The organism is Dyadobacter sp. CY323 (assembly GCF_021390245.1).
In the GTDB taxonomy this organism is placed as follows: domain Bacteria; phylum Bacteroidota; class Bacteroidia; order Cytophagales; family Spirosomataceae; genus Dyadobacter.
Genome location: NZ_JAJUXH010000029.1, coordinates 40,673 through 67,028, shown reverse-complemented (window position 1 = coordinate 67,028; position 26,356 = coordinate 40,673). Strand labels below are relative to the sequence as shown.

The 26,356-nt window shown below is 46.0% G+C and carries 23 protein-coding genes; 11 read left to right on the top strand and 12 right to left on the bottom strand.

The features are described from left to right. The first annotated feature begins 192 nt into the window (after positions 1-192). Both LZG72_RS27020 and LZG72_RS27015 read left to right on the top strand, forming a co-directional pair. Complete coding sequence (locus tag LZG72_RS27020) at positions 193-1,203, top strand: AraC family transcriptional regulator (RefSeq protein ID WP_233878272.1); 1,011 nt, start codon at positions 193-195, stop codon at positions 1,201-1,203. Positions 1,204-1,376: 173 nt separating this feature from the next. Then, the gene (locus tag LZG72_RS27015) at positions 1,377-2,723 is read left to right on the top strand and encodes a hypothetical protein (RefSeq protein ID WP_233878271.1); all 1,347 of its coding nucleotides are present in this window, start codon (positions 1,377-1,379) and stop codon (positions 2,721-2,723) included. 37 nt (positions 2,724-2,760) lie between these two features. Here LZG72_RS27015 and LZG72_RS27010 read toward each other — a convergent pair whose 3' ends face one another. Beyond that, complete coding sequence (locus LZG72_RS27010) at positions 2,761-3,786, bottom strand: serine hydrolase (RefSeq protein ID WP_233878270.1); 1,026 nt, start codon at positions 3,784-3,786, stop codon at positions 2,761-2,763. Positions 3,787-4,068: 282 nt separating this feature from the next. Here LZG72_RS27010 and LZG72_RS27005 point away from each other — a divergent pair, with 282 nt between their 5' ends. Then, positions 4,069-4,554 carry a hypothetical protein gene (locus LZG72_RS27005; protein ID WP_233878269.1) on the top strand — a complete coding sequence of 162 codons (486 nt, stop codon included), beginning with the start codon at positions 4,069-4,071 and terminating at the stop codon, positions 4,552-4,554. A gap of 63 nt (positions 4,555-4,617) precedes the next feature. Here the strand turns inward: LZG72_RS27005 and lgt are convergent, their stop codons facing one another. Both lgt and LZG72_RS26995 read right to left on the bottom strand, forming a co-directional pair. Further along, positions 4,618-5,451, bottom strand: coding sequence for a prolipoprotein diacylglyceryl transferase (gene lgt / locus LZG72_RS27000; protein ID WP_233878268.1), 834 nt, complete (start codon positions 5,449-5,451; stop codon positions 4,618-4,620). A 171-nt stretch (positions 5,452-5,622) separates the two neighbouring features. Further along, a complete protein-coding gene (locus LZG72_RS26995; protein WP_233878267.1) occupies positions 5,623-6,117 on the bottom strand; it encodes an RNA polymerase sigma factor in 495 nt (164 codons plus the stop codon). A gap of 438 nt (positions 6,118-6,555) precedes the next feature. Here LZG72_RS26995 and LZG72_RS26990 point away from each other — a divergent pair, with 438 nt between their 5' ends. Together LZG72_RS26990 and LZG72_RS26985 are read left to right on the top strand one after the other, a co-directional pair. Continuing rightward, entirely contained in the window at positions 6,556-6,903 is a 348-nt protein-coding gene (locus tag LZG72_RS26990; RefSeq protein WP_233878266.1) for a PadR family transcriptional regulator, read from the top strand. Between the two features lie 20 nt (positions 6,904-6,923). Further along, complete coding sequence (locus tag LZG72_RS26985; protein WP_255701124.1) at positions 6,924-9,563, top strand: ABC transporter permease; 2,640 nt, start codon at positions 6,924-6,926, stop codon at positions 9,561-9,563. A 444-nt stretch (positions 9,564-10,007) separates the two neighbouring features. Here the strand turns inward: LZG72_RS26985 and LZG72_RS26980 are convergent, their stop codons facing one another. Together LZG72_RS26980 and LZG72_RS26975 are read right to left on the bottom strand one after the other, a co-directional pair. After that, positions 10,008-11,147, bottom strand: a complete 1,140-nt coding sequence (locus LZG72_RS26980) for a hypothetical protein (RefSeq protein WP_233878264.1) — start codon at positions 11,145-11,147, stop codon at positions 10,008-10,010. A gap of 61 nt (positions 11,148-11,208) precedes the next feature. Beyond that, the gene (locus tag LZG72_RS26975) at positions 11,209-13,065 is read right to left on the bottom strand and encodes a hypothetical protein (RefSeq protein ID WP_233878263.1); all 1,857 of its coding nucleotides are present in this window, start codon (positions 13,063-13,065) and stop codon (positions 11,209-11,211) included. A 900-nt stretch (positions 13,066-13,965) separates the two neighbouring features. On the opposite strand from LZG72_RS26975, the gene LZG72_RS26970 reads away from it, so the two are divergent. Next, entirely contained in the window at positions 13,966-15,684 is a 1,719-nt protein-coding gene (locus LZG72_RS26970) for a tetratricopeptide repeat protein (protein WP_233878262.1), read from the top strand. Positions 15,685-15,797: 113 nt separating this feature from the next. Here the strand turns inward: LZG72_RS26970 and LZG72_RS29230 are convergent, their stop codons facing one another. Further along, entirely contained in the window at positions 15,798-15,923 is a 126-nt protein-coding gene (locus tag LZG72_RS29230; protein ID WP_255701123.1) for a hypothetical protein, read from the bottom strand. Between LZG72_RS29230 and LZG72_RS26965 the strand changes: the two genes are divergently transcribed. Genes LZG72_RS26965 through LZG72_RS26955 form a run of 3 tightly spaced genes read left to right on the top strand, consistent with a single transcriptional unit; the run spans position 15,922 to position 18,843 of the window. Next, positions 15,922-17,019, top strand: coding sequence for a T9SS type A sorting domain-containing protein (locus LZG72_RS26965; RefSeq protein WP_233878261.1), 1,098 nt, complete (start codon positions 15,922-15,924; stop codon positions 17,017-17,019). The two genes, LZG72_RS29230 and LZG72_RS26965, sit on opposite strands and share 2 nt — an antisense overlap. Before the next feature lie 26 nt (positions 17,020-17,045). Then, complete coding sequence (locus LZG72_RS26960) at positions 17,046-18,032, top strand: T9SS type A sorting domain-containing protein (protein WP_233878260.1); 987 nt, start codon at positions 17,046-17,048, stop codon at positions 18,030-18,032. A 43-nt stretch (positions 18,033-18,075) separates the two neighbouring features. Continuing rightward, on the top strand, positions 18,076-18,843 hold the full coding sequence (locus LZG72_RS26955) for a hypothetical protein (RefSeq protein ID WP_233878259.1): 768 nt from the start codon (positions 18,076-18,078) through the stop codon (positions 18,841-18,843). Positions 18,844-18,955: 112 nt separating this feature from the next. On the opposite strand, the gene LZG72_RS26950 is transcribed toward LZG72_RS26955, so the two are convergent. Genes LZG72_RS26950 through LZG72_RS26940 form a run of 3 tightly spaced genes read right to left on the bottom strand, consistent with a single transcriptional unit; the run spans position 18,956 to position 20,386 of the window. Next, positions 18,956-19,288 carry a hypothetical protein gene (locus LZG72_RS26950; RefSeq protein ID WP_233878258.1) on the bottom strand — a complete coding sequence of 111 codons (333 nt, stop codon included), beginning with the start codon at positions 19,286-19,288 and terminating at the stop codon, positions 18,956-18,958. A 22-nt stretch (positions 19,289-19,310) separates the two neighbouring features. Next, on the bottom strand, positions 19,311-19,922 hold the full coding sequence (locus LZG72_RS26945; RefSeq protein ID WP_233878257.1) for a sulfatase-like hydrolase/transferase: 612 nt from the start codon (positions 19,920-19,922) through the stop codon (positions 19,311-19,313). Between the two features lie 26 nt (positions 19,923-19,948). Continuing rightward, positions 19,949-20,386: a rhodanese-like domain-containing protein gene (locus tag LZG72_RS26940; protein WP_233878256.1), complete on the bottom strand. Its 438-nt coding sequence runs from the start codon at positions 20,384-20,386 to the stop codon at positions 19,949-19,951. Between the two features lie 217 nt (positions 20,387-20,603). Between LZG72_RS26940 and LZG72_RS26935 the strand changes: the two genes are divergently transcribed. After that, a complete protein-coding gene (locus LZG72_RS26935; RefSeq protein ID WP_233878255.1) occupies positions 20,604-21,554 on the top strand; it encodes an AraC family transcriptional regulator in 951 nt (316 codons plus the stop codon). 279 nt (positions 21,555-21,833) lie between these two features. Here the strand turns inward: LZG72_RS26935 and LZG72_RS26930 are convergent, their stop codons facing one another. From LZG72_RS26930 to LZG72_RS26920, 3 genes are all read right to left on the bottom strand, one after another. Continuing rightward, a complete protein-coding gene (locus LZG72_RS26930) occupies positions 21,834-23,438 on the bottom strand; it encodes an arylsulfatase (protein ID WP_233878254.1) in 1,605 nt (534 codons plus the stop codon). Further along, positions 23,435-24,853, bottom strand: coding sequence for a sulfatase (locus LZG72_RS26925; protein ID WP_233878253.1), 1,419 nt, complete (start codon positions 24,851-24,853; stop codon positions 23,435-23,437). The genes LZG72_RS26930 and LZG72_RS26925 overlap by 4 nt, the downstream gene beginning before the upstream one ends. A gap of 204 nt (positions 24,854-25,057) precedes the next feature. Continuing rightward, positions 25,058-25,429 carry an alginate lyase family protein gene (locus tag LZG72_RS26920; RefSeq protein WP_409017750.1) on the bottom strand — a complete coding sequence of 124 codons (372 nt, stop codon included), beginning with the start codon at positions 25,427-25,429 and terminating at the stop codon, positions 25,058-25,060. Between the two features lie 182 nt (positions 25,430-25,611). On the opposite strand from LZG72_RS26920, the gene LZG72_RS26915 reads away from it, so the two are divergent. Then, complete coding sequence (locus tag LZG72_RS26915; protein WP_233878251.1) at positions 25,612-25,986, top strand: nuclear transport factor 2 family protein; 375 nt, start codon at positions 25,612-25,614, stop codon at positions 25,984-25,986. The last annotated feature ends 370 nt before the right edge of the window (positions 25,987-26,356 follow it).

Here is a 26,356-nt window from a genome sequence, read left to right as displayed (position 1 = left end):
TTTAGAAGATTACATGAAGCAATCTTTAACCACGCCGTTTTAAAAGTCAACAAAAAGTTGGTGATACCCGCAACAACCGGGATAACCATTCCCACACTGCCTGCGAAAAGGCATTGATCATTTTCTGCGGCAAGACGGAGAAATTCGTACTTTTGCCAGAAATCCTTTGATCATGCTCACCCCTCAACCGACATGTATACGACGATTCGTGTCTTGAGAAACATCATGTACGCTGCGCGCGAAAATGGTGGAAATCTCAACCGGCTTTGCGAGTCTTTAGGCATCGTGCCAGCTGACCTGAGCAATGGAGAAAAGCGAATTGAAGGAGTTAGGCCGGTAATTAACTTATGGGCCGAAGTTATTTCTTCTACAAAGGATCCGTTATTTGGCTTGCATCTGGGACTGAAAAGTAACCCCTCGGCGTTTGGACTGCTGGGTTACCTCATGCAGAGTTGCCAAACTTTTAAGGATGCACTGAATGAAATTGATCGGTATCAAGAAACCGTTTCCGGCTGGATCACCTACGAGTTTGTTTCCGGAAAACAGTGTGAGCTCACCTTCTCCATTAATCCGCTATGGTGGCACGCCTCACCCGAAACTGCCAGGCAGGCCCTGGACTCTGCGATGGCGGGCGCGCTGAGCTACATCAACATTCTTACCGGACAGCACATTTACCCCGTTTTAGCCGAGTTAACGTCTGATGAGGTTTTTTTAAAAGCACCGTATGAAAAGGCGTTTCAATGCCCTCTTAAACTTGGAAGTGATAAAAACCGCTTGACTTTCAGTAAGGAACTTTTTGGAATGCCGCTGGTAGGTCACGATGAGTCTCTTTATGCTACTTTCGCCCAGACGCTGCGGGAGAAATATTCGAGCTTAACCCAGCCAGAGCAGTTTACGGATCGGGTCAGAAGTACAATTATCCAGGATTTCTATGGCAAAATCCCTCCTCTGGAAATCATCGCCGCACAAATGAATATGAGCGAGCGGTCTTTCCAAAGAAAGTTGCAGCAAGAGGATGAGAGTTACCGGTCTCTGGGGATCAAGATGAAACAGGACCTGGCTTTAAATTTGCTGCAGAATACAAATGCAACTGTTCACGCCATTTCCGAAGTACTTGGCTATACTGAACCCAGCGCTTTTCACCGCGCATTCAAAAACTGGACAAGTACCAGCCCCGCCCAGAAAAAGCTCAGCCTCAAATAACAATCTGCGCATATCCGTCACAACTACTGCTGTTGCTTTTGCCTAAACTCCGGATTGGCGTAAAGTGCGACATGAATGGCGTAAAATACTAGCCTCCCCCACCTGCCATTAAGCTTGTTTTGCATTCAAGAATCCCTTGAACCAGTAAACAACGATCTTATCAATCCATAGCCATGAAAAATCTATTATCAAGACAAGTCTGCAACATGCTATTTTGCTGCTTTTTAGCAATCTGTATGCTGAATTGTAAAGACAAAGAGAATACTTCCATTGCCCCTATTTCAGACCCATCTGTTACGGACCCAGGAAAACCCACCGGCCAGGCAGCCAGCAAAAGCATTGGCATGGAAGGAGGCACAATCACCTCTTACGACGGTAATGTGCAATTGACCATCCCGGCCGGGGCACTGACAAAATCAACGACGATCACCATTCAGCCGGTCACCAACCAACTTCCAGGCGGGATGGGGCATGCTTACCGGTTTTCGCCCGACGGAACCCAGTTTGCAAAGCCTGCAATGCTAACGTTTTCCTATGATAAAAAAAGACTAATGAGTAATGATCCCGGGGTTATCCAGGTTGCATTTCAAGACCACGAACGAAAATGGTACCTGGCGGCGGGAGCCAAAGCAGATACCCTTGCGGGCCAAATCGCAGTACCAATGCCACATTTCAGTGACTGGACGGTCTTCCAAACGAATCAGCTTGCTGCTATTGACTTTGAAGGCGGATCTCAGGGCCCGAGTTACGTTGAGTTGGGCGGCTCTTTGAAGCTCGCCGTTGAAAATCCGGTATTTATTGTACCAATAGGAATGGGAAACCAGCAAAAAGAGCAATTGGAAATACAGGCCGTGAAGTGGTCGGTACTTGGTGGGAGCAGCAATGGGCAGATCGTTCCGGGAGCGAAAGAAGAAATTAAAGAGGCTGACTATTACCGGTCAACTTTCACAGCCCCTGCCAGCTATCCGCCCAACAATCCCGTGACCGTTGTTGCAGAAGTCACATTCAAATCATCTCCAAAAAAATTGATACTGCTAAAAAAGATCCTGATCGGCAAGGACTATTTCACGGGAGAATTTGATGGAGTCCCTTTTGAATGGAAAACCTTGTCGTGTGCCAAAGCGAAGAATGTATTAACCATTAGCGGTTACAATGAAAATCCGGACCAGTCGCTGCACATTATACTTAATGCAGTTGATTTTACCAATCCGGCCCGCAGCTACCCTTACGGGCCAAATGCAGGCAAGGATGCCTGGTCGGAATTTGCGGAAGATTACGCAGGTGCCGGCGGTTGGGTTTCCCAGATCTTTGAATGCAGACCCATCGTACCACGCGTTTCAGAAGGGGCGGTTAAAATTGCCAATTTTGAGGAAGTCAAGGGCGTAATATATGTTCGGGGAAGCCTCACGGGCACATTTTACCTCCGGAAGGGAGCATGTCCCGCGCCAATATTGGTCAAGAAAATAAAAGCAGAGTTCAGGATTAAGATGACCGAGGCCGTTATTCCGCAGGGAGGTTGAACGAGTGAGTATAGTATCCATTGGTCCCGGTCTATCCTCAATTAGTATAAAGAAGTCCGATTAGTTTTCGCCAATCCACATAGGACGAAAGGTCACCATTCATAAGAATAGCCAGCCCGTTTTTAGAATATGGATCGTACAACATATAGGTGGAGACACCGGGACTATGTCCGTTATGGCTGTACATGGGCGTTTCCGTATTCAATAGATATAAAAACCAGGTGTGATAGCCCAGGCTCATATCCTTGGGTGTAAGTGTTTGCACAGCTATACTATCTATGACGGCCTTTCCATTAAACTTACCGTCGTTAATCCAACATGCCAGAAATTTAGCCAGATCAGCTACGTTACAACGTAGTTGGCCAGCAGGATAATCAGGGAAAGTACTCTGTTGTTGCTTTTGGAAGGCCTCCAGCGAATCAGAAAAGGTATAGGGGATTGCAAGCTTACCTGGATCAATATCATCAAGAAACCAGTTAGTTTGGTGCATTTCCAGGGGGGCAAATAAATACATTTGACAATATTTATCAAAGGGCATCTTCGAGATCCTTTCAACGAGATAACCAAGAAGTGCATATCCCATATTCGAGTATTCGAACTTGTCACCGGGCGCTTGCTGAATGAAATTTTTTGAACCTTGATAGGCTGAACCTCCTACGACAAGATAATTTTGCAGGAATGCTTCCAGCTTGATTGTTGGGCCTTTATATTCGCCAGCCCAAAATGGAAGAAGGTAGTCCATATTGTCACTTATTGACGATCTGTGCCTTAATAACTGCCTAAAAGTAATAGGTCGTTTAGGATGTAATGCGCTTCTTACAGAAAAAGGCAAGTAGCCGTTTACATCATCGTCGAGTGAAATGGTATGCTGCCCAACTAGCTGCATTACCGCAGCTGCAGTTACAGTTTTTGATAAAGAGGCTATTTGAAAAATCGTGTTTTCGGTTACCGGGATTTGTTTTTCTAAATTTTGGTATCCGTAATATTTTGACCAGGCAACTTTTCCTTCGTGTACCTTAGCAACGGCTAGTCCAGATATTTTCAAGCGTTTCAACTCGATCAAGACATTAGAATCCAAGCTAGTATTCTGTGATAAGCATGGAGCGCAATAAAAGAGGGCGAACAAGATTACGATTAGTCGCATGAAAAAGGTTTTAGTGTCGATATGCGAATATATGGCCCAACATCCAAAGTTGATAGAAGGCCTTTCTCAGAAAACGCTCCACTCATAGGACCAATCTATAAAACTGGATCTTGCATATATATAAGTAATTTATACATTAGTGGCAAAAAAGGTATATGATCTACATATAGCCAAAAAATTTGCACTAAAATCCACGACGATATGCGGAAAGAAATTCTTGTAATTGGTCTATGTCTAGCGCTAACATGTTGCGGTGATGGATATAAAACAGCTGTCCCCGAGGATTTTGAAATCGTTATTGAGGAAAATCAAAGTGGCCTTCAAATAAAACTAATGGCTGGTGTGTTCACAGAAAGGATTGATGGAGAAGTCCATACAGTCAAGTTTTCGTTAACTCCCCAAGAGAAACTTGCTATTTATAACGTCCTTTCTAAAAAGGGCTTATTGACATTACAGGAAGATTTCAAACCTGAACCTGACTGTAATGGAATGCATGAATTCTTTTGTGATGTTAAGGTATCAGCAGGAAGTGCCATCCGCAAAATAAGCCTTTCAAGCTGTGACTATGGTTTCATAGATGGAATGCGGGTCGATAAATATTTAGATGCAATTTACCAGGTAATGTCTCTTGCCCGTAATCAACCTGAGGTAATGAATTTACCAAAGTCTACGGAAATTATCATGTAAATTCGAAGAATACCGTTTGAAATAGTATTTCTCTTAAAACGTTCGAAGGTGAGACAATAGCCCCTACTCATTACGGATCGGACCAGTCGCATGACCAGGCTTGTAGAGCTGAACAGCTATGAAAAGCAGTCCCACTAGAATAAACGGAATGCTAAGTATCTGCCCCATATTGAGCATCATGTTGTTCTCAAAATCTTCCTGATTTTCTTTAAGAAACTCATCTAAAAAGCGTAATGAAAAAAGAATGGATACCATCACGCCAAACAGTGTTCCATTTTTCCATTCGTTGCGTTTGCTGCGCCATAAATAGAAGACCAGCACGAACAGAAAGCCACAATAAATCGCTTCGTACAGTTGAGCCGGGTGTCTTGGGACCACGTCAATATTTGTGAAGACAAATGCCCAGGGCATCGTGGATGGAATGCCGATCATCTCTGAATTCATCAAATTGCCTAAACGGATAAAAGCGCCACATAATGGCGCGACAACGGCAATTCGGTCCAAAAGCCAAAGAAAATCTATTTTTTTTCGCCTGGAAAAAATAAACGCTGCAGTGATCAGCCCAAGTCCGCCTCCATGGCTTGCCAAACCTGCAAGACCTGTAAAATGGAACGACGGATTCAATGAAACAGGTAATATTTCGATTGGATGCTGCCAATAGTGTACTGGGTCATAAAATAAAATGTGTCCCAGGCGTGCACCGGCCAAAGTACCTACGATTAGAAAGACGGTAAGCTCATCTATTTCCTTACGGTTACGCTTCTCGATTTTAAAGATATAGCCTGCAATGGAAATGCCAAGGAAGATGCCTATTGCCCAAAAGACCCCATACCAACGCGGTATGCCTATCCAGGGGAACACTTCCGGCCGGATATCCCATATAATGTAATTTAGCATTAGCAGGCTTGACAAAAGAAAAACAAAAACAGAAATAGCGGCCCGTTGTAAAGGAGTCGCCGAAGTTTCACTTGTTTGCCCAAATCCTGGTTTATCACAGATAAAATATCTTTTTCAGTAATTATCTGGTTCTCAAAATATTCTTTTTGATGTTCCCAGGCACTCTTTAGGTCAGTGATATTCATTGAGATAACGGTTTTTGAGTTTATGCTTCAGACGATTTACCCTTGTGCTTATACTAGTTGCAGTCAAATCAAGTATCACAGCAATTTCCTTATTGAGGTATCCTTCCATCAAGAGCATAACAATTGCCTTGTCGCAATCATCAAGCTTACTAATTAGCCAGGAGAATTCCTGTATATCATCCATAGTCAGATCAGCACCAGAAGAGATTTGGTCAAGGTGTGCCTGCGATATAGGCTCATTTGCACCAAGTTTGTAATCCTTTTTTCTCTTAGCTAAAATAGTATTGAGGGCCACTTTGTAAATCCAGGTACTAATCTTTGACCCACCTCGAAATGTTGGAAAAGATCGCCAGAGTTGTAAAATAACGTCTTGCCTCGCATCTTTGAAGTCATCGGATTTGGGAAAATAATTGCCACAAATACTATTGATGATCCCAGAATGATGCTGTATGGTTATAATGAAATCCTTTTCAAGAGACATAAGTAGTAAGCTTCAAGGTCATTTCGACTATTAGTATGTTGACGGACTGGATTTGTCACAACTCCGCAGTTTTTATTTCATTTAAACATCTTATAAAACTTGAAAGTGCATCTCCCCTGCGCAAAATTAGCGCGTTGCTCTTTCTCAGGTAAACCTCGAACGTGAGACTGTGTCCATCGCCTACATAACCATCCACCGCATATTCGAACGTTTCGTCAAATCCTGAATAGGGATATGGATTTGGTAAATGTTGTGCATTAAATTGGCTTTACTCTGATTGGTGTTCAAAGACGTGCAGCTTCTGTTCGAAAATGGACATTGATTATCACGAGCAAATTTAATAATGGCCGTGGGAGGTTAAATTGAGAACTTTTTTAATCTGGTATGTATTTTATATACAGAAATAGATAATATAAAAATGGTTTTAGACGATTCCTTATGAGACGAAGTGATCTGGGTGAATTTGAAGAGGTCGTGCTACTTGCGGTTGCTGCGCTGTCACCCCGGGCATATGCAGCAGTAATAGCCGATGAACTGGAAAAGGAAACAAACCGCGCTGTGAGCACCGGAGCGGTGCACGCTGCCTTGCAACGACTTGAAGATAAAGGTTATCTGAATTCCGCATTCGGAGAGGCAACCCCTGAACGTGGAGGACGCAGAAAGAGAATTTTTACAATAACTGCTTTTGGAGTCCGCACTTTGACAGAAACCAGGACCATACGTAATAATTTATGGGACCGAATTTTACCCGAGGTTTTATCTAAAATAGGTCTCGACCTTGCTTAAAGACTTTTCCCATCCGCTCTATGGCAACCAAGCAAACAACGCCTAATACACCAACTCCACCCAGATGGCTGAATCGCATTGCCATGCGCATATGTGCTCCACATATCCGTGAAACGGTAATGGGTGATCTTCATGAACGGTATGCACTACGTGTAAAGCGTTTCGGTCTTAAAAAAGCAAACTATTTTTATATAAGAGAAGTACTGGGGCTGGTACGGCCATCCATTGTTACCAGACAAAATTCATCACCTCCGTCATTAGCATTCTTCAACCTCGATATGTTAGCAAATTATTTCAAGACTGCTACTCGTAACCTGTCGAAAAACACATTCTTCACGACTTTAAATGTCTTTGGCCTGGCACTGGGCATGTCGCTCAACCTGCTGTTCGTTGCCATGATCGTGTTCATGTACCAGTTCGACAACTTTCATCCGAATAAAGAGCACATATACCGGGTAATCACTCACGTTCGGGATCGGCATGAGAACCCGTCGTTCGCATCCGTGCCTATCAGTGCTGCTCAACTTCTGAAAGCCAATTTCACCGGTGTGGAAGAGGTTGTTCGTATTCACCAGTCGCTTCCCCGCGATGTTCGTTATGCAGATATCAAAATTCCTTTAAACGGGTACTTTGTGGATGCAGCGTATCTTTCGATGTTTAACTTTCCACTGCTGCAGGGCAGCGCTGCGACGTCGCTTGCAAACCCTAATACAATGGTTATTACCGAGGCAGCAGCTACCAGGATTTTTGGGAAAAAGAACCCGATGGGCGAACTTTTATCCATAGAGCCATATGGTGAAGTGATGGTCACAGGTGTAGCGAAAAACATGCCGAAGAACTCGCACCTGAGGACCGAAGCTTTGGTCTCATTCGCCACGCTCGCATCTCATCATGGTGCGTCTTTTACTGACGACGAAAAAAATTGGAATAATTTCTACAATTCATACGCGTATCTGCAACTCTCTGACAATTTGAGTCCCTCCACTATTGAAGCGTTCCTCAATGGCATTGCAAAAGAAAAATATACGAAACCTGAGTTCCAGGCTTCGTTCGAACTTCAGCGGTTCGATAAGATTGTTCCCGGTCCTGAGCTCGACAACGACATGGGTAACGAATGGAGCTATCAGGAAATACTGCTGATGGGTGTTCTACCCATGATTATATTGCTCGCAGCGTGCAGCAACTATGTTAGCCTTGCGATCTCCCTGTCACTCAAACGGATGAAAGAGATCGGTGTGCGTAAGGTGATGGGTGCACGGAAGAGACATATCTTTATGCAGTTTGTGATGGAAAGCACAATCATTATGCTGCTGGCTGTGACACTGTCGTATTTTTTCTTTGAGATCATTCGGGGTGAAACACTGTCGCTTACCACCGAACTTGATTGGATCGATCTGAATCCTACCCTGGGGACGTTTGCCGGTTTCGTCACTTTGGGGATCCTTGTTGGCTTTATTTCTGGCATTGTTCCGGCACTTCATTTTATAAAGACCGGTCCTGTCCTTGCACTGAAAGGGAGGGAACTGCAAACAGGAACGGGCGGCCGGTTCTCGTTACGTAAGCTTGTGATTACACTACAATTCATCCTGTCTCTTGGTTTTACTTTTGCCGTGTTGATTATGGGGCAACAGTATCAGTACTCCATCAATTATGATTTCGGATTTGACCAGGAGAAAATACTGAATGTTGATCTCCAACAGGCTGATCCGCAATTGGTCAAAAATGAATTTGGCAAGCTTTCCTTCGTTCCCCTGATCTCTATGTCGTCGCATCCATTGGGAGCCGGAAAGGTACCGGGCTTGCACGTGAAGCAGGTGGCCCATTCAGATTCCATAGACGCGCGCACGATGGCCATCGATGAAAACTTTATTACAAACATGGGCCTGCATTTTGTGCTCGGAAGGAACTTCAGCAAAAACGCAGGCGAAAACGCGCGTTGGATCATCATCAATAAAGTATTTGCAAAAAAACTGAGCCCGGACGCTTCCGGAGCCCTCGGTCAGGTGGTCATCCTTCCAGATAAAAGAGAAGTGAGAGTAGTAGGTATTTTGGAAGATTTCCACTACGCTAGCCTGCAATCACCTATTGGAAACTTTTTTTTCGAATATGCGCCCGAGAAATTCAACTATGCAAATTTTCACCTTCAATCAACCAACGAGCGCCATGCTTTCTTGGAAATGCAATCAGCATGGAAATCTATCGCGAAAGGTGAAAAGTTTAAAGCCGAATTCCTCGAAGACCAGATCCGCGATAGCTATTCGTTTTACAACCAAATTATGAAGTTGTGGGGATTCATGGGAGTGTTAGCCATCACTATTGCGTGCCTGGGGCTATTGGGGACGGTCGTGTTTACGATCAAAAACCGGGTGAAAGAGGTGAGCATCCGGAAGGTGATGGGTGCGTCTTCGGGAAGCCTGGTTTACCTGCTATCCAAGGAATTCATTGTCTTGCTGGCCATCGCCGGTATCTTCGCTATTCCAAGCGTATACCTGTTAATGGAGTTGATGCTGAGTGAGGCACAGTATTATCACGCACCCATTGGTGCCTTTGAAATTGTCATAAGCCTAGCCTTCGTGTTATCCCTTGGACTGACAACCGTCTTTTCTCAAACTATGAAGGCTGCCAATTCTAATCCTGTGGATAATCTTAGGTTGGAGTGATCCAGATATAGTTACTGAATTTGGCTTATAGCGACACATTTATCGATACTTTTTCGATAAATACTTCCAATAGTGATACGATTTATATTAAGCAGCGTTTTTCAAATGGCGATCTGGAATTAGCGCCGGTAATGTATTTTGTTCTTGCTATGACCCTTTTCCTAATTTGATCTTTTACAAAATCGATATAATTAGTCGGAGTTGTCGGGTTATAACTTTCGTATAAAACCCGTATTTCAAATGACTCAGACGGATAGTTCCTATTCATGCCAAACCCCGGTCCCAGTTTTTCCTGGATCAATCGACCGTTGGCCTGTCTGATCAGTATAATCGCCGTTTTACCCTTTGTTTTATTTCTCAGCTGGGCAATTATAAAAAGAGGTCGTAATGAAAATAATGGAGCGACTATGACCCAAATTTAAGAAACACCCGAAGCATTGACTGTCATTGGTTTACGCTGATACCGATATTCCCAAGCAGAATTTCCCAGTTGGCCATTTGCTGACCGTCAACAGATTTGTCATAAGATTGTAGCTTCACTTTCACGTTTTTTCGCGTAACGTCGCTGTAAAGCACATCTTTCCCGTTTTTGCTGTAACCTGTGAAAGTCTGCTGTCCGCTGATGTTTCCGTAATAATTTCCGTCGGCTTCCTGTTTCAGTTCGTTGACGTACTGCACCTCCATCCATTCAATGTTTGTTCTGCTGTAAGGCAATAATTTTAATCTGCTAAGGTAATCCTGTATTTTGTATTGATGAGTCGAAGCGCGATACTTAGAGGTGACTTCGATGGTGGCTGTAGGCATAAAGAGTTTGGATGCCTGTTCAATGGCCTTATCTTTCTCGTCGCTATCTCTACTTTTATCTGTTATGATATTTAAATAGGCCGAAAATTCGTCCACTTTTTGCAATGCTTTTTTGCTGTACGTGTTGTAGTCTTCCTCGCTGAGGGCGGGTTTGGCATCTGTTTTTGAAATCATGGCTTCTGACTCCACGCGCTTCTCCCGCTGTTCAGACGACTCATTGCTCGGTCTGCGACTAGCTGGCGGCACGAGCCTTCGAATTGTCCGATTAGCCTCTACAATCACAGCAGCAGCAGCAGTCGGTTCCAGTAATAACTTGTGACTGCCATCTTTATAAATAATCACGGATATCTCTTCCTTAGCGATCGAGGACGCTTGCCCAGTCGCACTTTCGAAATTTATTATCTCGTCACTTTCATAAGATATTTTGCCCGTTATAACTTCGACAGGGGTGGTTTTGACAATAATATCCAGAGTGTTTTCTCTGGGAGGGGCAGTTAAGAACGTTTGCAAAAACTGGTTAGGATCCCCTTGAATCACCGATAACACGAGGTAATTACCATTTTTCAAGAATGCGATTAGTACATTTTCCCGAGGAAAAGAGTAAGGGACTTCTTTATCGTCCCGTTTGACCTGAAATGACACCATCTCCTCAGTTATCTTAGTTATTAACGCATTCTGGACGTTGTTTCCATTGGCAAAATAGATTGCATCCTGGGCATGGGCCTGTAATGAACAAATAACACAAAAGACGTTAAACAGAATGAAGTAATACTTTTTCATAAAAGTAGATTTTCGTTACAGATTGAGCGAGCTCCCTTACGAATTTTGCGGGCTGCTATCGTTAGATTTTCATTCGCAAGGAAAGTCCTAGACTACTGTTCCAAGGGCTAATGACGGGCGAAAAGGAAACCTTTATTTTTTGTCTTTTTTCTAGCTGATCAGCGACATGCTTGGCATTAATATATTTATCCTGCTTTCTATAGTTGGTGCCCATAAATTGACACGCGCTAGCAATAGCCAAGAATGGGGAAACGAGCATGCAAGCTCCACCAGTCCAATATGCAATCTCAGCACCGGTTTCTCGTTCAGGAGCGTAATTCTTTTCACTTAAACCGTAAGTCATACCCGCATATGCACAAATACCCAAAATACCTGTCCAAATCGCATAACGTTTTCCGCGCTGTTTATACGCTTTACATTCTTGTTTAACTCCATTCATGATATCATTGTAGTGCACAAGCAAAATAGTCGTTGCCGCGGAGCTGTATTTTTTGTTAACCATTTCTAGCAGGAAGTTCTCTCTTTTTTCCTCTTGCTGTTTTAGTCTGTATGCTTCGGCCACTTTAATAATTGCTTGCTCATTTCCACTGCGTGCATCCTCAAGATAATATTTAAGCAGAACGTTTGCCTTTTCATTATTTGCCTTATCTATAATAGCCTTTTGCTCGGCAGTCTGTCTGGCGTCTTCTTCTCTTCTTTGTCTAGATGCATTGACATCATTCATAATATTCATTGCCATGTCTGTGAGTCCTTGTGTAACCTGTCTTACACTCTCCTCTTGCTGTTTGCGTTTGGCCTCAGCCTCTTGTTGATATTTATTCCACTCGGCAAGGGCTTGGTCAGCAGCTCTTTGTTTGGCCAACTGCTTCGCTTCCGCTTCCTTGGCAGCAGCTTCTCGCTTCAAAGCCTGGTAATCCTGAGCACTGATCTTCTGATATTCATTATTGACCCCTTTTCGGTAATGATTGCCATCAAAGTCTTTCCCTAACTCAGGTAATTTCGAACGATCAATACCGTTTACAATGTTACTTTTCGCAGTTGATGAACTATTAGTGGTCTGTGAACCACTAGCAGCCCCATTCGTTGTGGCTACTGTGATACCGCCTGAGGATCTGGAATTGCTTCCCGTAATACTCGATGATGGTGAAGAAGACTCATTTCGTCTTGCAGCTTTCTCAGCAGCAATTCTTCTGCTTTTTTCGGTCAAATCTCTTTGAAGACTCAGGTATGCCGCTTTTTGACTATCAACAGATTGACTAGCTATGGATGCCAGACGTGATTTGAAGGTACCTTGTTCAATACCCGGTAGCTCGTCAATCATCAGTTGTATCTCACCACGATATACCTCGTTCTCCCTGTTCAATTGCAACTTGCTTTGCCTATCGGCCTCTTCTTGTTTAGCCCTTACCGCTGCCTGTTGCCTATCTTTCTCACCAAGGTTTTCCACAGAGATTACCTGATAGTTGACGGATCGGATGATGGAAACATTTTTTTCTTTGCCATTTGGATCCGGTCGGCAACTGGCCGGCACACCGAATGCCGCATCTATTGAAGTTGATTTTTCATCGGAGTAACCAGCCTCTCCTATAGTTTGACGTGCTTCCAACACGATTCCGTCACCAGAGAGATAGCCAAGACTTTGACTTCTTACTTCCCCGCAAGTAAGGGTTACGCTGAAACGTAACTTGACGAATACCCTATCATTGGTGCGATTGGAGACAATCACACCCGCATTCTGTTTGTCAAACCAGGCATTATAGAATTGCTCGTGTTTGAGAGATATATTAAGCTGAGAAGACTGTTGTGGCAGATTGTTGTATCGAACATCAGCGGATTGTGCTAACAGGTTCGATCCAATGACTGTCATTAAAAGAGCGTGGCCGATGCCAACGATTGTTTTGTATAAATTTCTTTCCATTTCGTATTGTTTTTGAGAGGGTTGAGGGGTGATTTGCGATATGTTCAGGGTGACGAACACAAGGGTTCTGCCCATGAAGATTCAAACAGACACGAAAAAGTGTAAAGCCCGTTATTCAATTAGAAAAATAGGATAGATAGGTTTACCATTGACAAAATTGCACAGGATAACATAGGTCGTACAATACCCCGATGGGGGTATATTTAAGCAGCTCATGAGTAAAACATCCTCCATCGTGGTAGGGTAGCATTTCAATTATTGGTCCCTTTAAATCATTCATTGAAAGGTGCCAGACAATTTTAGTATTTATGCAGTATGAAGGGGAGGCTTTCGGTTTTGCAAACACATACCAGAGCCAACCATTGGTAAAGGTTTGAGAAACCGACTGGCTTCTCCAATCCGGTTCGAACGGAATTCCCACGGCATCTATGATACGTTGGCCGAATTTGCCGCCGTGACTTGAAGGCATCCTGCCTGCACTAATGCTGATAAAGAAATTATGAGGTTTCTAAAATGATAAGATCTATTTTTCTTTTTTCAATGATCCTGACAATCTGCAACATTGAATGTACTGCACAAACTGCAACGTGAAAGCAAAGTATATCCAAGTAAGTCGGGAATTATCACAGGTGCCGACCAGACTCAAAAATAGCTAAGGAAAACGGATCGGTCTGATCGCAAACCAGAGCTCCATAATCGGCAAGCAGCGAAGTCGTCGTTTGAGAGGATTACGTTTTAAAAGCCGATCCGTGTCACATTACCAAAGTGAGCGGTAAACAAGAACTTTGACTTCAACACATCCTTTAAGAAAGCATTGCCTAAAACCCTAGGATAACGCTGGTTTTTCTAGTTACTTGGTCAACGCGTTCGATATACCCTGTACCTCCATTTGACATACTAATGAAGCGTCACCTGTTTCTGCGACGAATGGGGCTCCTGCTGGTGGGCTGGGCCTTCCTCATCACCGTTACCCATGCCCAGGTCGATAGCCTGCTTCGTCTCAGCCCCAGCCAGCAAATCTTCCATTTGTGGCAGAATGCGCCCTATCTCGACATTATTAATCCCCCCCACCTGACTGCCCGGGATTCGACGGCCATGTTCATCCGGCTCGACCGGCTAGGTGACTTCGCCCGGGAAAAAGGCGACGACCGATTATACTGGTCGGCCCAACTGCATAAAATCCTGGTAAGCCATACACTGCTTGATGTGGCAGGGAAAAAATCGACCGTGCTCGAAGAAGCCCAGCCGCTTATGGATCAATGTCCGGTTCCGGTAGTCCAGGCATCTTACTGGTATTACCGAGGGCGGTTTGATTTCGGCAAAAAACGATTTGATGCTGGCTTCCATTGGTTATTACGCGCACAGAATGCCTTTGAACGGATTGGGTACGAGAACATTCCCGAAATTCACGAATACCTTTCGGGCCTGGGGGGCCGCTATTACTTTTTCGGAGAGTATCAAACCTGCATCCGTTACATGAAAGCCGCGCTGCGATACCCGAATGTGAATAAACATTCTCCGCTGATTATCCACAATACGATCGGTCTTTGTTATCGCCAATTAGGTGATTATCAAAACGCACAAGCTTTTTTCTCGCGGGGCCGGGCATTGGCTGCAAGCCGCAATGACACAACCCACCTGGCGATCACCAGTACCAATGTCGGCCATGTATTGCTGCTGACCGGCAAACCTCGGCAGGCATTACCCTACCTTTATCAGGCTTACTCTCTGAGCCAGACACGTGTTCCGGAAAATGCCGCCCTCACGGCGATTTACCTGGCGAAGGCGTTGCTGGCCCTCGACAGCACCCAAAAAGCAAGGGCTTATCTCGACGGCTCGACGAGGTTCTACAAAAACCAGCACTGGTCCGACTACGATCTGCATTATTACCAGGCACGAACGCTGTATTATAGAAAAACAGGCAATTATCGCTATACTACCGCCTACCTTGATTCCAGCCTGCGGCTACAGGACACGTTGCGCGCCCGGTTTAACAGCCGGCTGCTGGCCGCTTCTCAAATGCAGGTGAATGCGGAACGATACCTGAATAACACCCGCCAGCTCGAATCTGAAAAGGCCAGCGCCGAGAAGGTCCGGAATATCATCCTGCTGGCCATGCTGCTGCTGACCGGGTCGGGTATTTACTCCTTGCGGCAAAATCAGCAAAAACGGCTCCTCGAAAAACGGGCGTTATTAAGCCAGCAACAACAAGCCGAAGCACTTCTGGCCCAATACATGGCCAATCTGCACGAAAAGAACCAGCTGATCGAAACCATATCAGCCGACCTGGACCAGGCTAATTTGAGGACCCACCCCCCAACCATAGAGACCCTGCTCGACCGGGTTATCCTGACCGAAATAGACTGGCAGCAGTTCAAACAGCTTTTTGAAGCCGTTTATCCCGCTTTTCTTACTTCCCTGCAACAACGCTTTGCCGATCTGACGCCGGCCGAGATCCGGTTAATTGCCCTGCTGAAACTGGGGGTATCTACCAAACAAATGGCTAATATGCTGGGTGTTACCATGAATACGATCCGCACCTCCCGCTACCGGCTGCGCCGCAAACTCGAACGCCACCAGCTCGACACCAACCTGGATAGTTTGATCCGCCAGCTCTGACAGCTAGTCGCTGCTCGTACCACTATGTGATGTAACCAGTTGATATACTGAGTGATACATCCGTTGTCTACACTTTGTCTACACGGGTGTCTACACTTTGTATACGGTCGAAATTAGGGATGCTTGAACTTTTTAACCTGCTTTGGAAGAAGACTTTGCTCACGCTGCACTCCGTCTTTCTTATTCAGGACGAAACCCAGGTTCCATACTTCATACATCCCAGATTTTCCCCTTTTCATGAAAAAACCTTTAAGCATCCTTGTACATTCTTTGCTGATTATCCTTTGTTGTCAACATCTTGCAGCCATTTCCAACCCCGCCTTTGCACAGGCTCCCGGAGAATATGAGGGCGATCTGAATTTTACGAGCCAGACCGACATTGATAATTACACAGATGAAGATCAATACACCGCTATCGTGGGCGATGTCACCATCTCGGGCGACGATATCGTTAGTTTCGACAAGCTCAAAAAGATTGAGATCATTTACGGGCACTTGCGGATTATCACCAATAACAACCTGAAAAGCATCCGAGGGTTTGACAAGCTCAAGAATCTGTACGGAGACCTGATCATCGACCAGAATACGCTCCTAACGGACATCAAGGCATTTAACCACGCTATTTCGATGACTGGCGCGCTGCAAATCACCAACAATCCGGTACTCAGCGAATGTTCGGTCGCGATGATCTGCACGATCATTGGCCCTGCACCAGCCTCCCGGGTGATGGCGCCGACAATCTCCGGCAATGCGACAGGCTGTAACACGAGAGCGGAAATCAGGGTAGGCTGTACCACGCTGCCGGTAACACTAATCGCTTTTAAAGCTTCACGGGAAGAACAAAGTGTATTGCTCGAATGGGCCACCTCATCGGAAGTCAACAGCAGCAGTTTCGAAATTGAACGCAGCTTTGCAGGTAAGGACTGGAACAACATCGGCAGCGTAGATGCGGCGGGCGAACAACGCGGCCATCATTCTTATGCTTTCAGAGATCCATTTCCTGTGAAAGGCTCCAATTTGTACCGGCTCAAAATGATCGATGCCGACGGCACTTATGCATGGAGCAGGATCCGTGAAGTGAAAATGAGTGACGAGGCGCTTTCTGAAACATTTATTTACCCCAATCCTTCCACCGGCCGGCTGAGTATCCAAACCCCGCAACCGGCAAACATCAGCTTTGCACAAATTTCAAACTTACGAGGAGATCCTGTCAAAAAAATGGATGGAAATGCTATCCTCCATATAGATCTGAAAGATTTGCCCGCCGGGATTTACACATTGAAAATTTACATGGCGGACGGATCGGCTATGAGCCGGAAATTCCTGAGACAATAACGGATCCATTACCCTGCCCGGTTTTTATGAAAAAACTATATGTGATTTTCGCATGCCTCCCAGTAGCGCATTCGCACGCCCAGTTTCACGCAGGTCAGAGGGGATTGACCATTAAGAGCGGAATGGAGGTAAGCTTCGAAAACCTGTCGCTGCGTCCCTCCTCGGATTTTACCATCGCTGAAAATACCCTGCAAAAATCCGAGACAGCCTTACCAGGCAGGCCCACCGGGAGCATCAACCGTGTTTACCGCTTTGCCAGGCCCGTTAATTTTTCGGGGACTGCATCCATTTCGTACCTGACAAGCGAGCTGAATGGCAACACCGAAAGTGATCTGCAGATTCTTTATTCCCGTGATGAAAGGACTGAAAATCCGGAGTTTACAGTTACAACGGGCAGTACCGTAGACCAGGCCGTGCACAGGGTATCCAATGTACTTTCTGATAAAAAGCCGATAGTTATATCCGCGTCCGGCCCGATTACGCCATTACCTGTCACACTAATCCGTTTCGACGTCATATCCGAAGGCCGCACCGCGGTCTTAAACTGGTCAGCATCGGAAGAAATCAACGCCGACAAATTTGTAATAGAGCGCAGCCTGGATGTCAGGCATTGGACCGAGATTGGTCAGGAAAATGCCATTGGCGCTTCCCGAGTGCTGCAAAACTATTCCTTTACAGATGCTGATGTGCCAGAAGGAATCAATTACTACCGGCTGAAGATGATCGACAACGACAGAAGTTTTGCTTACAGTCAGATCAGAAGCCTTTTGTTTTCCGGCCAGGATGCACCCTTTGTTTTCCCCAATCCCGTGGTCGACAAGCTCTACCTCAGGAACGTCCCTGCCAAAGACGCAGTAGCGATATCCGTCTACGCAATTTCGGGTCGCCTGCTTATGGAGGGTTCAATAAAAGCGGGTGAAGGTGTAGCAACCAAAGGCCTCGTGCCTGGAATTTATGTGCTAAAAACGGTACTGACAAACGGCCAGCGGAACACATATACATTCATAAAGTGATAATGATATGCTCTTAAAACATCCACTTTCTCAGAGAAGGGTTATGAAACAAACTGTACTTATTAATCTCTTACTGCTTGTCTCCACCAGCCTTTTTGCTCAGGTTGGTATTGGCACCACCAGCCCCAAAGCTATTCTCGAGGTTGTCAGTCCTACCAGCGGCATGCTCATTCCCCGCTACTCCACACTTGCGTCCGCGAATACGAAAAGTTTACCTACCCTCAATGGTACCGATCACAGTGGGCTGATGATCTACATAGATGAAGCAGCTAACCGTGGATTTTGGTTTTATGACGGATCGGCCTTTGTCAAAGTGGGCGCACCTGTCTCACGAACCCGCTCAATCTCCTACGGTCCGGGCGATATTGATCTCATGCCTGGGAGCAGCTCAGAGATCCCAACAAAACAATCACTAGGTCTGACACCAGTTATCTCTTTTGCGGATAAATCTGACTCGTACATTCAGATCGTAGTGCCCATTCCAGCGGACTGGAATGGAACTTCACCTTTCACGCTAACTGGCTTTTACGCTTCGCAAGCAACCACCGGGAATTTTGCGTTGTTTTTCATACCCGTTTATTTAAGCTTAAATTCGGTTATTAGCGGAACCAATAGTCTTTGTGGCCTACCGATCCCTGCAAGTTCTGCTCCGAACGGATTGATGCAATTTACAACTACTTTATGTGCTGCACCGCCTAGTTCGAGTAGGGTTCTGAAGCTCACTATTGCTCGTTACAAGAGTCTGGGCAGCCCCGATACAGTAATCGGAGATTTCAACCTGCTAGGTCTGCGGATTGATTACCAGGATTAAATTTCCTGACAGCCTCGCCCAACGGTCTGCTTCGCGTAAAGTTTAGCCATTGCGAATTCACTTCGCCGGCGATACTTCCAGATAATACGGCATCGTCACCCCATCATTCCCCTCAAACCAGGTTTCGATCCGGTAATTGCCTTTGGGCAGCAGCACTTTTTTGAATCCAATAGCCGAAAACCTTATCCGAAAGCCACGCGCCCACACCTGTGCCCAGCAAATCCTGGCGGGTCAGCACAGAAACAGGTTCGTGGGACGTGTCGATCACAATGCGGCGGGGCGCCAGGAGTGAACCGGCAGTAATATCCGCAAACACACTGTCGAGAGACTTTTTCAGTCCCGAGGCGCGGATTGTCTCCCTGGCGGCAAGGTTGTTTGTTTCAAAAGGATCTTTTTCAAGATCGAAACGACCAAACGTTTTGATATCCGCAACTTCCGCATCCATAGCGACCAGCTTATAGTTTCCATCATACACAGCTGCATTGCGGTACGGCTCCGGCCAGCCGCGGTTCCGGGCATTGTAATGTGCGCGGCTCAGCGGCCACTTTGGCCTGAATATGCTTCAAAGCCGACTTCCCGTCCAGTTTCAGCTCTTTCGGCAATGCAATACGGGTGGCTTCCAACAGCGTGGGCAGCAAATCGTATGCGCCGGAAATGAGCAGGGGTACCCGCGTTCCGCCTTCGTAAACCGATCCCTTTAATGCCCGGAAACCTGTATTGAACCTCAGCTGCTGATTTCCATTGTCGGTCATAAAAACAACAATCGTATTTTCTTCCAGCTTTTGGGCTTTCAGTTCTTGCAGGATCCGCCCGACGTTATCATCAATATTGGAAATCAGGCTCGCCCGGGTAGGCGCACACACGGGTGACACGTGGAAGTTCGTCAGCCGCACCGACTTCGCGGCAAGCTGATCAATATCTGGCGTTTTTACATGCGGGTTACCCGTAAAACCGAAGTCGCCATAGCCATGATCATCGGTCATGATGAGCAGAATGTTGGGTCGGCGTGGGGTTTGGGCATAAGCCGGCAAAGAGGCCACAAGGGCCAGCAGAAGGGATTTGAGTAATGATGTTTTCAAAATCAGGGTCTGTCAAAGTCAGGGAGCTACTTCTTAATCGCAGCCGAAGCCTGTTCTGCCGGGAAACCTTGCTCTTTGAGTTTTTCAAAACCGCCAATGTTGTAGTATTCCTGAAAGCCCAATGTTTTAAGCGCATCGGTGGACTTGCCACTGCGGTTGCCGCTGCGGCAATACAGGTATACGGGCTTTGTCTTATCCAATTTCGCCAGTTTCGTGCTGAATGCCGGCGCATTGTAATCAATGTTGGTCGCATGCTGCAAATGCCCTGCGCTGAATTCCTCCGGCGTGCGTACATCCACCAGATACGCCTTTCCAGCCTTGACTCTCTCCAGCGCCTGGGCGTCGGGCGTTACGATTTGCTGTTTGGATGGTTGTTGTGCCTGCGCTGCAATGGAGGTTAAGGATAATGCCGCCGCTATGCCAAACAGTGATATACGCTTCAGGAAGGAATGTAACTGGTTCATTGTCAAATGGAATGTTCTAAAATACAGGATATCAAAAAGACGGTCGCCTTTCGCGGTGGTGGTCGTAATGCAAATCTAAATAAACAATTTAGTCTACCTATTTTATAGTTTACTATTTCCAAGAATTATTCAGAATTTCGACAAACCAGAATTTATTTAAACGGATTACAGTCTGTTCCTGTTCTTTTGTAAATTTGATTTTTACAAAGAATAAATCATGAGTGTAACTTCATTTGAACAGCTTTGCAGCAGCTTGTCCAATGGCACGTCGACCGAACTAAGTGCATTGCTTCCCGACGGCATCCAGCACGAAGTGGGACATTTTAACGTGTTCAACCTGACCGAGCTCACGCAGACAACCCGAGAAAAACCGGCGATACCCTACCCATGCCGCGCCTACTACAAAATCAGTTTCCTGACCGGAAAATCGCGGGCGGAATATCCCGACCGCACCGTGGAGATCACGCAGCCATCGCTCATCTTTACAACACCTAGAAGCCCATTCACCTGGTGGCCAATAGGCCGGCAAACCGGACAGTTTTGCGTGTTCACAGCAGACTTTTTTCACCCGACCAGAAGCGGCGTCATTCTTGATGAACTCCCCATTTTTAGATCCCCGGAGCAGCCGGTTTACGCATTGTCCGAAACCCAGGCTGCACGTGTAAAGGGCATTTTTGACGACATGGAAGCCGAAATCGCTTCCAATTATGCATATAAATATGACTTGCTCCGCGCCTACGCGCTTGAACTCGTGCATATCGGTCAAAAGCTGCAATCGATCACGATGCTGCATCCCAATCACAGCGCCTTTGCACGTACAACATCGTTATTTATCGAGCTGCTCGAAAGACAATTCCCTCTGGAAAATCCGCAGCAGAAAATCGCACTGCGCAGTGCAAAACAGTACGCCGACCAGCTTGCTGTTCACGTGAACCATTTGAACAAAGTACTCCGGGACTCCACCGGTCTGTCCACGACAGAACTGATTTCCGGTCGCATTGCACAGGAAGCCAGAGCATTGCTCCGCCATACCGACTGGACCATCGCCGAGATCGCCGACAGCCTTGGTTTTTCCGACTTTGCACATTTTGCCAAATTTTTCAAAAGCGAAACTTCCTTTTCTCCGGGCGCATTTCGCCGCCAGACAGAAAGTTCGAATTATACATAAAATTGATCGACCGGAACAAACCCGCGTTTACTCATTTGGAAGATTTTTGCAATTACGTACGCAAGACTTTGCCCATCACCATTTTCTTGTTACCGGCACCTTAAAAAGAAGCGCACTCCTGATTGGGCGAGCTGGTCGAGGTTTGGGGTTTGAATGATTTAGTTTCCCGCGTAGCCCAGCGCATCGGCACGCAGGTCATCGGCGAATGGAAAAAGGATATTGGGACGGGTGGCCGGTTTGTCATTGGCCGGTTTGTCGGCTGCCCCTTGCGCTTGGCTTTCACCGGTGTCCTTTCGGAAAAACTTTATGCGAATCGGCCCAAGCCTGCCATTTTGCGTCGAGATCTCTGACTATTTCCGGATTGGCCGCAGCCAGGTTGTTTCTTTCGGTGCGGTCATTTTTGAGATTGTATAGCTCCCAGGCACCTTTTGGAAGTCGTTTCACTGCCTTCCAATCCCCGTGGCGGACTGCACAATTTTCTTCATGCTCCCAATAAAAGTACTCGTGCGTCGCTCCCTTTCCAGTCTTGAATGCAGGTAACATGCTGATCCCTTCCGTAGGGATAATAATATTGCCCGCATTTGTCTTTGGATATTTCGCCTCGCCGATTTCCGCAAACGTTGCTATCATATCAATGAGATGGTAGGGTGTTTGGCTCCATTTTCCTACCTGGGACTTAATCCCATTTGGCCAGCAGGCGATAAAAGGGGTTGCGATGCCACCTTCATAAGTCGAGTTCTTCCATTTCTTAAATGGCATATTGGAAGTATTGGCCCAACCTGTGCCGTACGAAACCAGCCAGAATTTGGAGGGATCATTCACTTCCGCCTGGGGCTTGCCGCCCAGCTCCTGATAAGGTTCGGCGCAGGCACCGTTGTCAGACAGAAAGACGATCAGGGTATTTTCAAACTTTTTTTGAGCCTTTAATTCCCTGATTACTTTTCCGATATTCTGATCCATGCTGTAAATCTGGGCTGCATATACGGCCATGCGGTAAGAAACATCATCCTTTTCTTTTTCGGTCAGTTGGTTCCATGGGCGCATTTCGCGCTGGGCTTTGCCCCATTCGGGTTTGGTAACGCCCAGGGCAAGTTGTTTTCGGAGCCGTTCCCGCCCTATCGAATCCCAGCCGACTTCATATTTTTCGATAAATAGCGCAATGTCCTCTTTTTTTGCCTGCAGCGGCCAGTGCGGTGCAGTGTATGCCAAATACAAAAAGAAAGGTTTGCTATCTTTTTGGTCTTTAATAAAATCAATGGCCTTGGTGGTGAAAGCGTCGGTCGTGTAATAACCATCCGGAAAATCATACTGCATTTCCCCATTGTCGGTCGTGACGCCGCGCGGCGCGAACGGGCGCAGGTAACTTGATCCACCGCCCAGAATTCCGTAGAACTTCTCAAAGCCGCGCTGCAAAGGCCACTTTTCTTTACCATGCATACCCACATGCCATTTGCCCGACATATACGTGTGGTACCCGGCGGTTTTCAATACCTCGGGAATCGTGACGGTATTTTTGCTCAGATATCCACGGTAACCATCCACGCCATCGTCGTGACCGGTAGTGCTCTCGGGATCTTCGGACATATGCCCAATTCCAGCCTGGTGCGGATGTAGGCCGGTGAGAAGACTCGCGAGGGTGGGACAGCAGCGGGCATTGTTATAAAATTGCGTAAACCTGACGCCCCGATTGGCGAGTTCATCGATATTCGGGGTGGTTATTTCCCCGCCGTAACAACCGATGTAGGAGAAACCCATATCGTCGGCCATAATGACAACGATATTTGGTTTGGCATTTGCAGCGACCGGTTTTTCTTCCGGTTTATTAAAAAGGGCGGCAGTGAAGCCCATTGTGCAAAAGGCAATCGAAGCGATTAAGAATTTCATTCTGCTTTGTTTTTTGGCTGGCGTTCCATCGCCTGCATTTCTGTCTCAATGCCTTTGTCGCCCTGCTGCTTCATAAAAGCGTCGAGTTTAGTGCGTAATTGAGCTTTTACAGTTTTGAACTTTGCATTTGCTGCCAGGTTTGTAAGCTGATAAGGATCGGATTTGACATTGTAAAGCTCTTCTTCCGGTCGGGTCACATATGCAGTCGCGCGTACCGAATCTTTGGCTACCCAGGTTTTAAACAAAGCTGAATTAGTCACCACATTGGCATATCTGGCCTGGTAGTTTAGGTTACGGATATAAAGATAATCCAGGTTCCGCACGGACCGGCTCGCGTACGCATCGCTGCCATCGATAATTCCGCGGGTGGTGTTGACGCCGTAAACCTCTTCCCTGAAAGCGCTGGCTTGACCAAGCAATACTTTTTTGAAACTCAACCCATCGAAACCGGCGTTACCATTGGCATCATTTGAACCGGTATTGATTTTAAAAGGATTCCCTCCGGCAATGTCGATCAATGTCGGCAGAATATCAGGATACTCGACCATCGCGGCATTCCGGGTCCCCGGTTTTACTTTCCCCGGCCACCGCACAATAAAACCAGAGCGAAGTCCCTGATCGTAAAGTGTCCATTTGGAAAAAGGAAATGAATTGCCTTGTTCTGTGGCAAACATTACAACGGTATTTTCTTTTTGTCCCGAGCGTTCCACCATATCGAGACAAACACCTACCAGACTATCCAAATAAGTTATTTCGGCAAAATATTTGGCCATCTGGTTACGCGTCAATGGGGTGTCGACCATGTTGGCGCCCAGTTTGATCTTTTGCGGATCATAGGCTTTCTGGTTGCCGCGCGTCCACGGGCTGTGCGGCTGGTTACTGGTGAACATCAGGAAAAATGGCTTGCCCGTGGATTTTTTGATATAATCCTCTGCTTTGATCAGATCGATGTCCTGCCCGCTTCCGTCGTCATGATCTCGCCCGCCTAGAAAATCAAACGGGTACGCCGCTTCCGGCGCATAATGCCGCTTGCCGGCCAATGCCACGTTGTAACCCAGTTCTTTCAGGTAAACAGGCAGTGTTTTAATGCCGGGATAAATCTGGCTGTGATTCGGAAATGCGCCATTGCGTACAGGCCCCAGCCCCGTCAGCAGTGACTGGCGGGTGGGCGCACAGATCGGGATCATGTTGAACATATTATCCAGACAAAGCCCCTCTTTGGCAAGCCTCACCATGTTGGGCGTGCGCACCTGGGTACTTCCAAAAGGCTCGGTATCCGTCATCGAAAGGTCGTCCCCCATAATGAAAATGATATTAGGCAGTTTGTTTCGGGTTGTTTCGTTTTCAGGATTTCTGAATGCCAAAAGGCAGGCGGTTACCAGGGTTATGACCAGAAAGAATATTCCGTTTTTCACGCGATTAGTATCAGTCAATTCCAAAACTAAGCAGGAATGATATAAAATCTATTGGTTTAATAGATTTTATGACACGCCACTGGAATGGCTATTTTCTTCCGTATTAAAACCAAAACTGGCTATAAATGCAACGCAACTGTCACTTTCGACCCGAACCATTATTCAATAGCCACAATGAGGTTAGACCGATTTGTACCGGTTTTTTCATTTGGCAATTTTGCCATTACAGCAAGAAAGTAAGGGTCCCCGTAGATTATAGCCTATGCGAAGGGCGCTGTACAGATCATAAGGATAATATCTCGAGAAATGATCCCCGTCTTCATAGGCAAGACTGATCGATTTCTCGGCGATTTGCTCAAAGGGCCATACCATATCCGATGTCCCGAACCCAGCCATGTAACGTATGGATTCGCGAATATTTCTTTTGCTGCCCGGATCGGTGTTATACCCCCAAAGATCCACACCGACTTGCTCCCCCATTATTGCCAGTGTCATCAATGCGTGAAGATTGTAAAGACCGTAGTCATAGGATCTGGTTCGATGCAGTTCCAACGTCTGTCGGCCCAACGAATCGATTTGGATACCCCAAAAGCGCCTACTATATAGAGCCTAAGTGGAAGACTACATTGCAAAGGTGTAGCAATGAAGCTTACAGTAATTGTAAAATCGTTTTCTATCCACTCATTCCCCACCATACAAGTTATCATCTAAATTTGCGAGGCTATGACAATTACTTACGATTCTGAACCGAAGAGATAATGGATAAGATACTGACAGAGAAAAACATCCTTGAACAGGAGAACAAACTATATCAGGCGATAAAAGAAGGCAGTGCATCTATGCTTGATGAGTTATTACACAAGGATTTGTTGTTTATCATTCCCAGTGGAGAGGTCATTACCAAAGAGATGGATCTGCAAACATATCAGGATGGGGCGCTCAAGATCGATGAGCTCGACCCCAAAGTTGAAAACCTGAATATCATCGGTGACACCGCAGTTATCATCTTGACCATGGATTTGAAAGGAAAATATAATGATGTAGCATTTGAGGCTACCTATCGCTATATCCGGTTTTGGAAAAAATTCAATGGAGGTATTAAAGTAATTGGCGGCAGTGGAATAGTAATTTGATCCGTATGCAGATGATTATATCGACCGTTTGAAATTTCCAGGTGTTTGGCCGGTAAAATTTTTGAAGTCTTTCGTAAAATGGTCATCAACTAACAGAATATTGATGTTGTATCTACTATTTTCAGTAAGCAGAGCTGGTACCGATTGTGTAGTGACTTTCAACCACACTTTTCATATACATCGACGACCTTGTCCTCCAATAAAAGTTGTAAGCGGCTTAAAACCCCATGCACCTTCTTAAAGTCGTAAACTTATGAGATTGCGAGAACTTCAGTTTTCATGCGATGTTGCAGCTTAGCCGGCGCACCCGGATCCGGACCTGGTTTTACATACGTGAAAAGTGCCCGCCAATGTGAAATCGGAGGCGTGT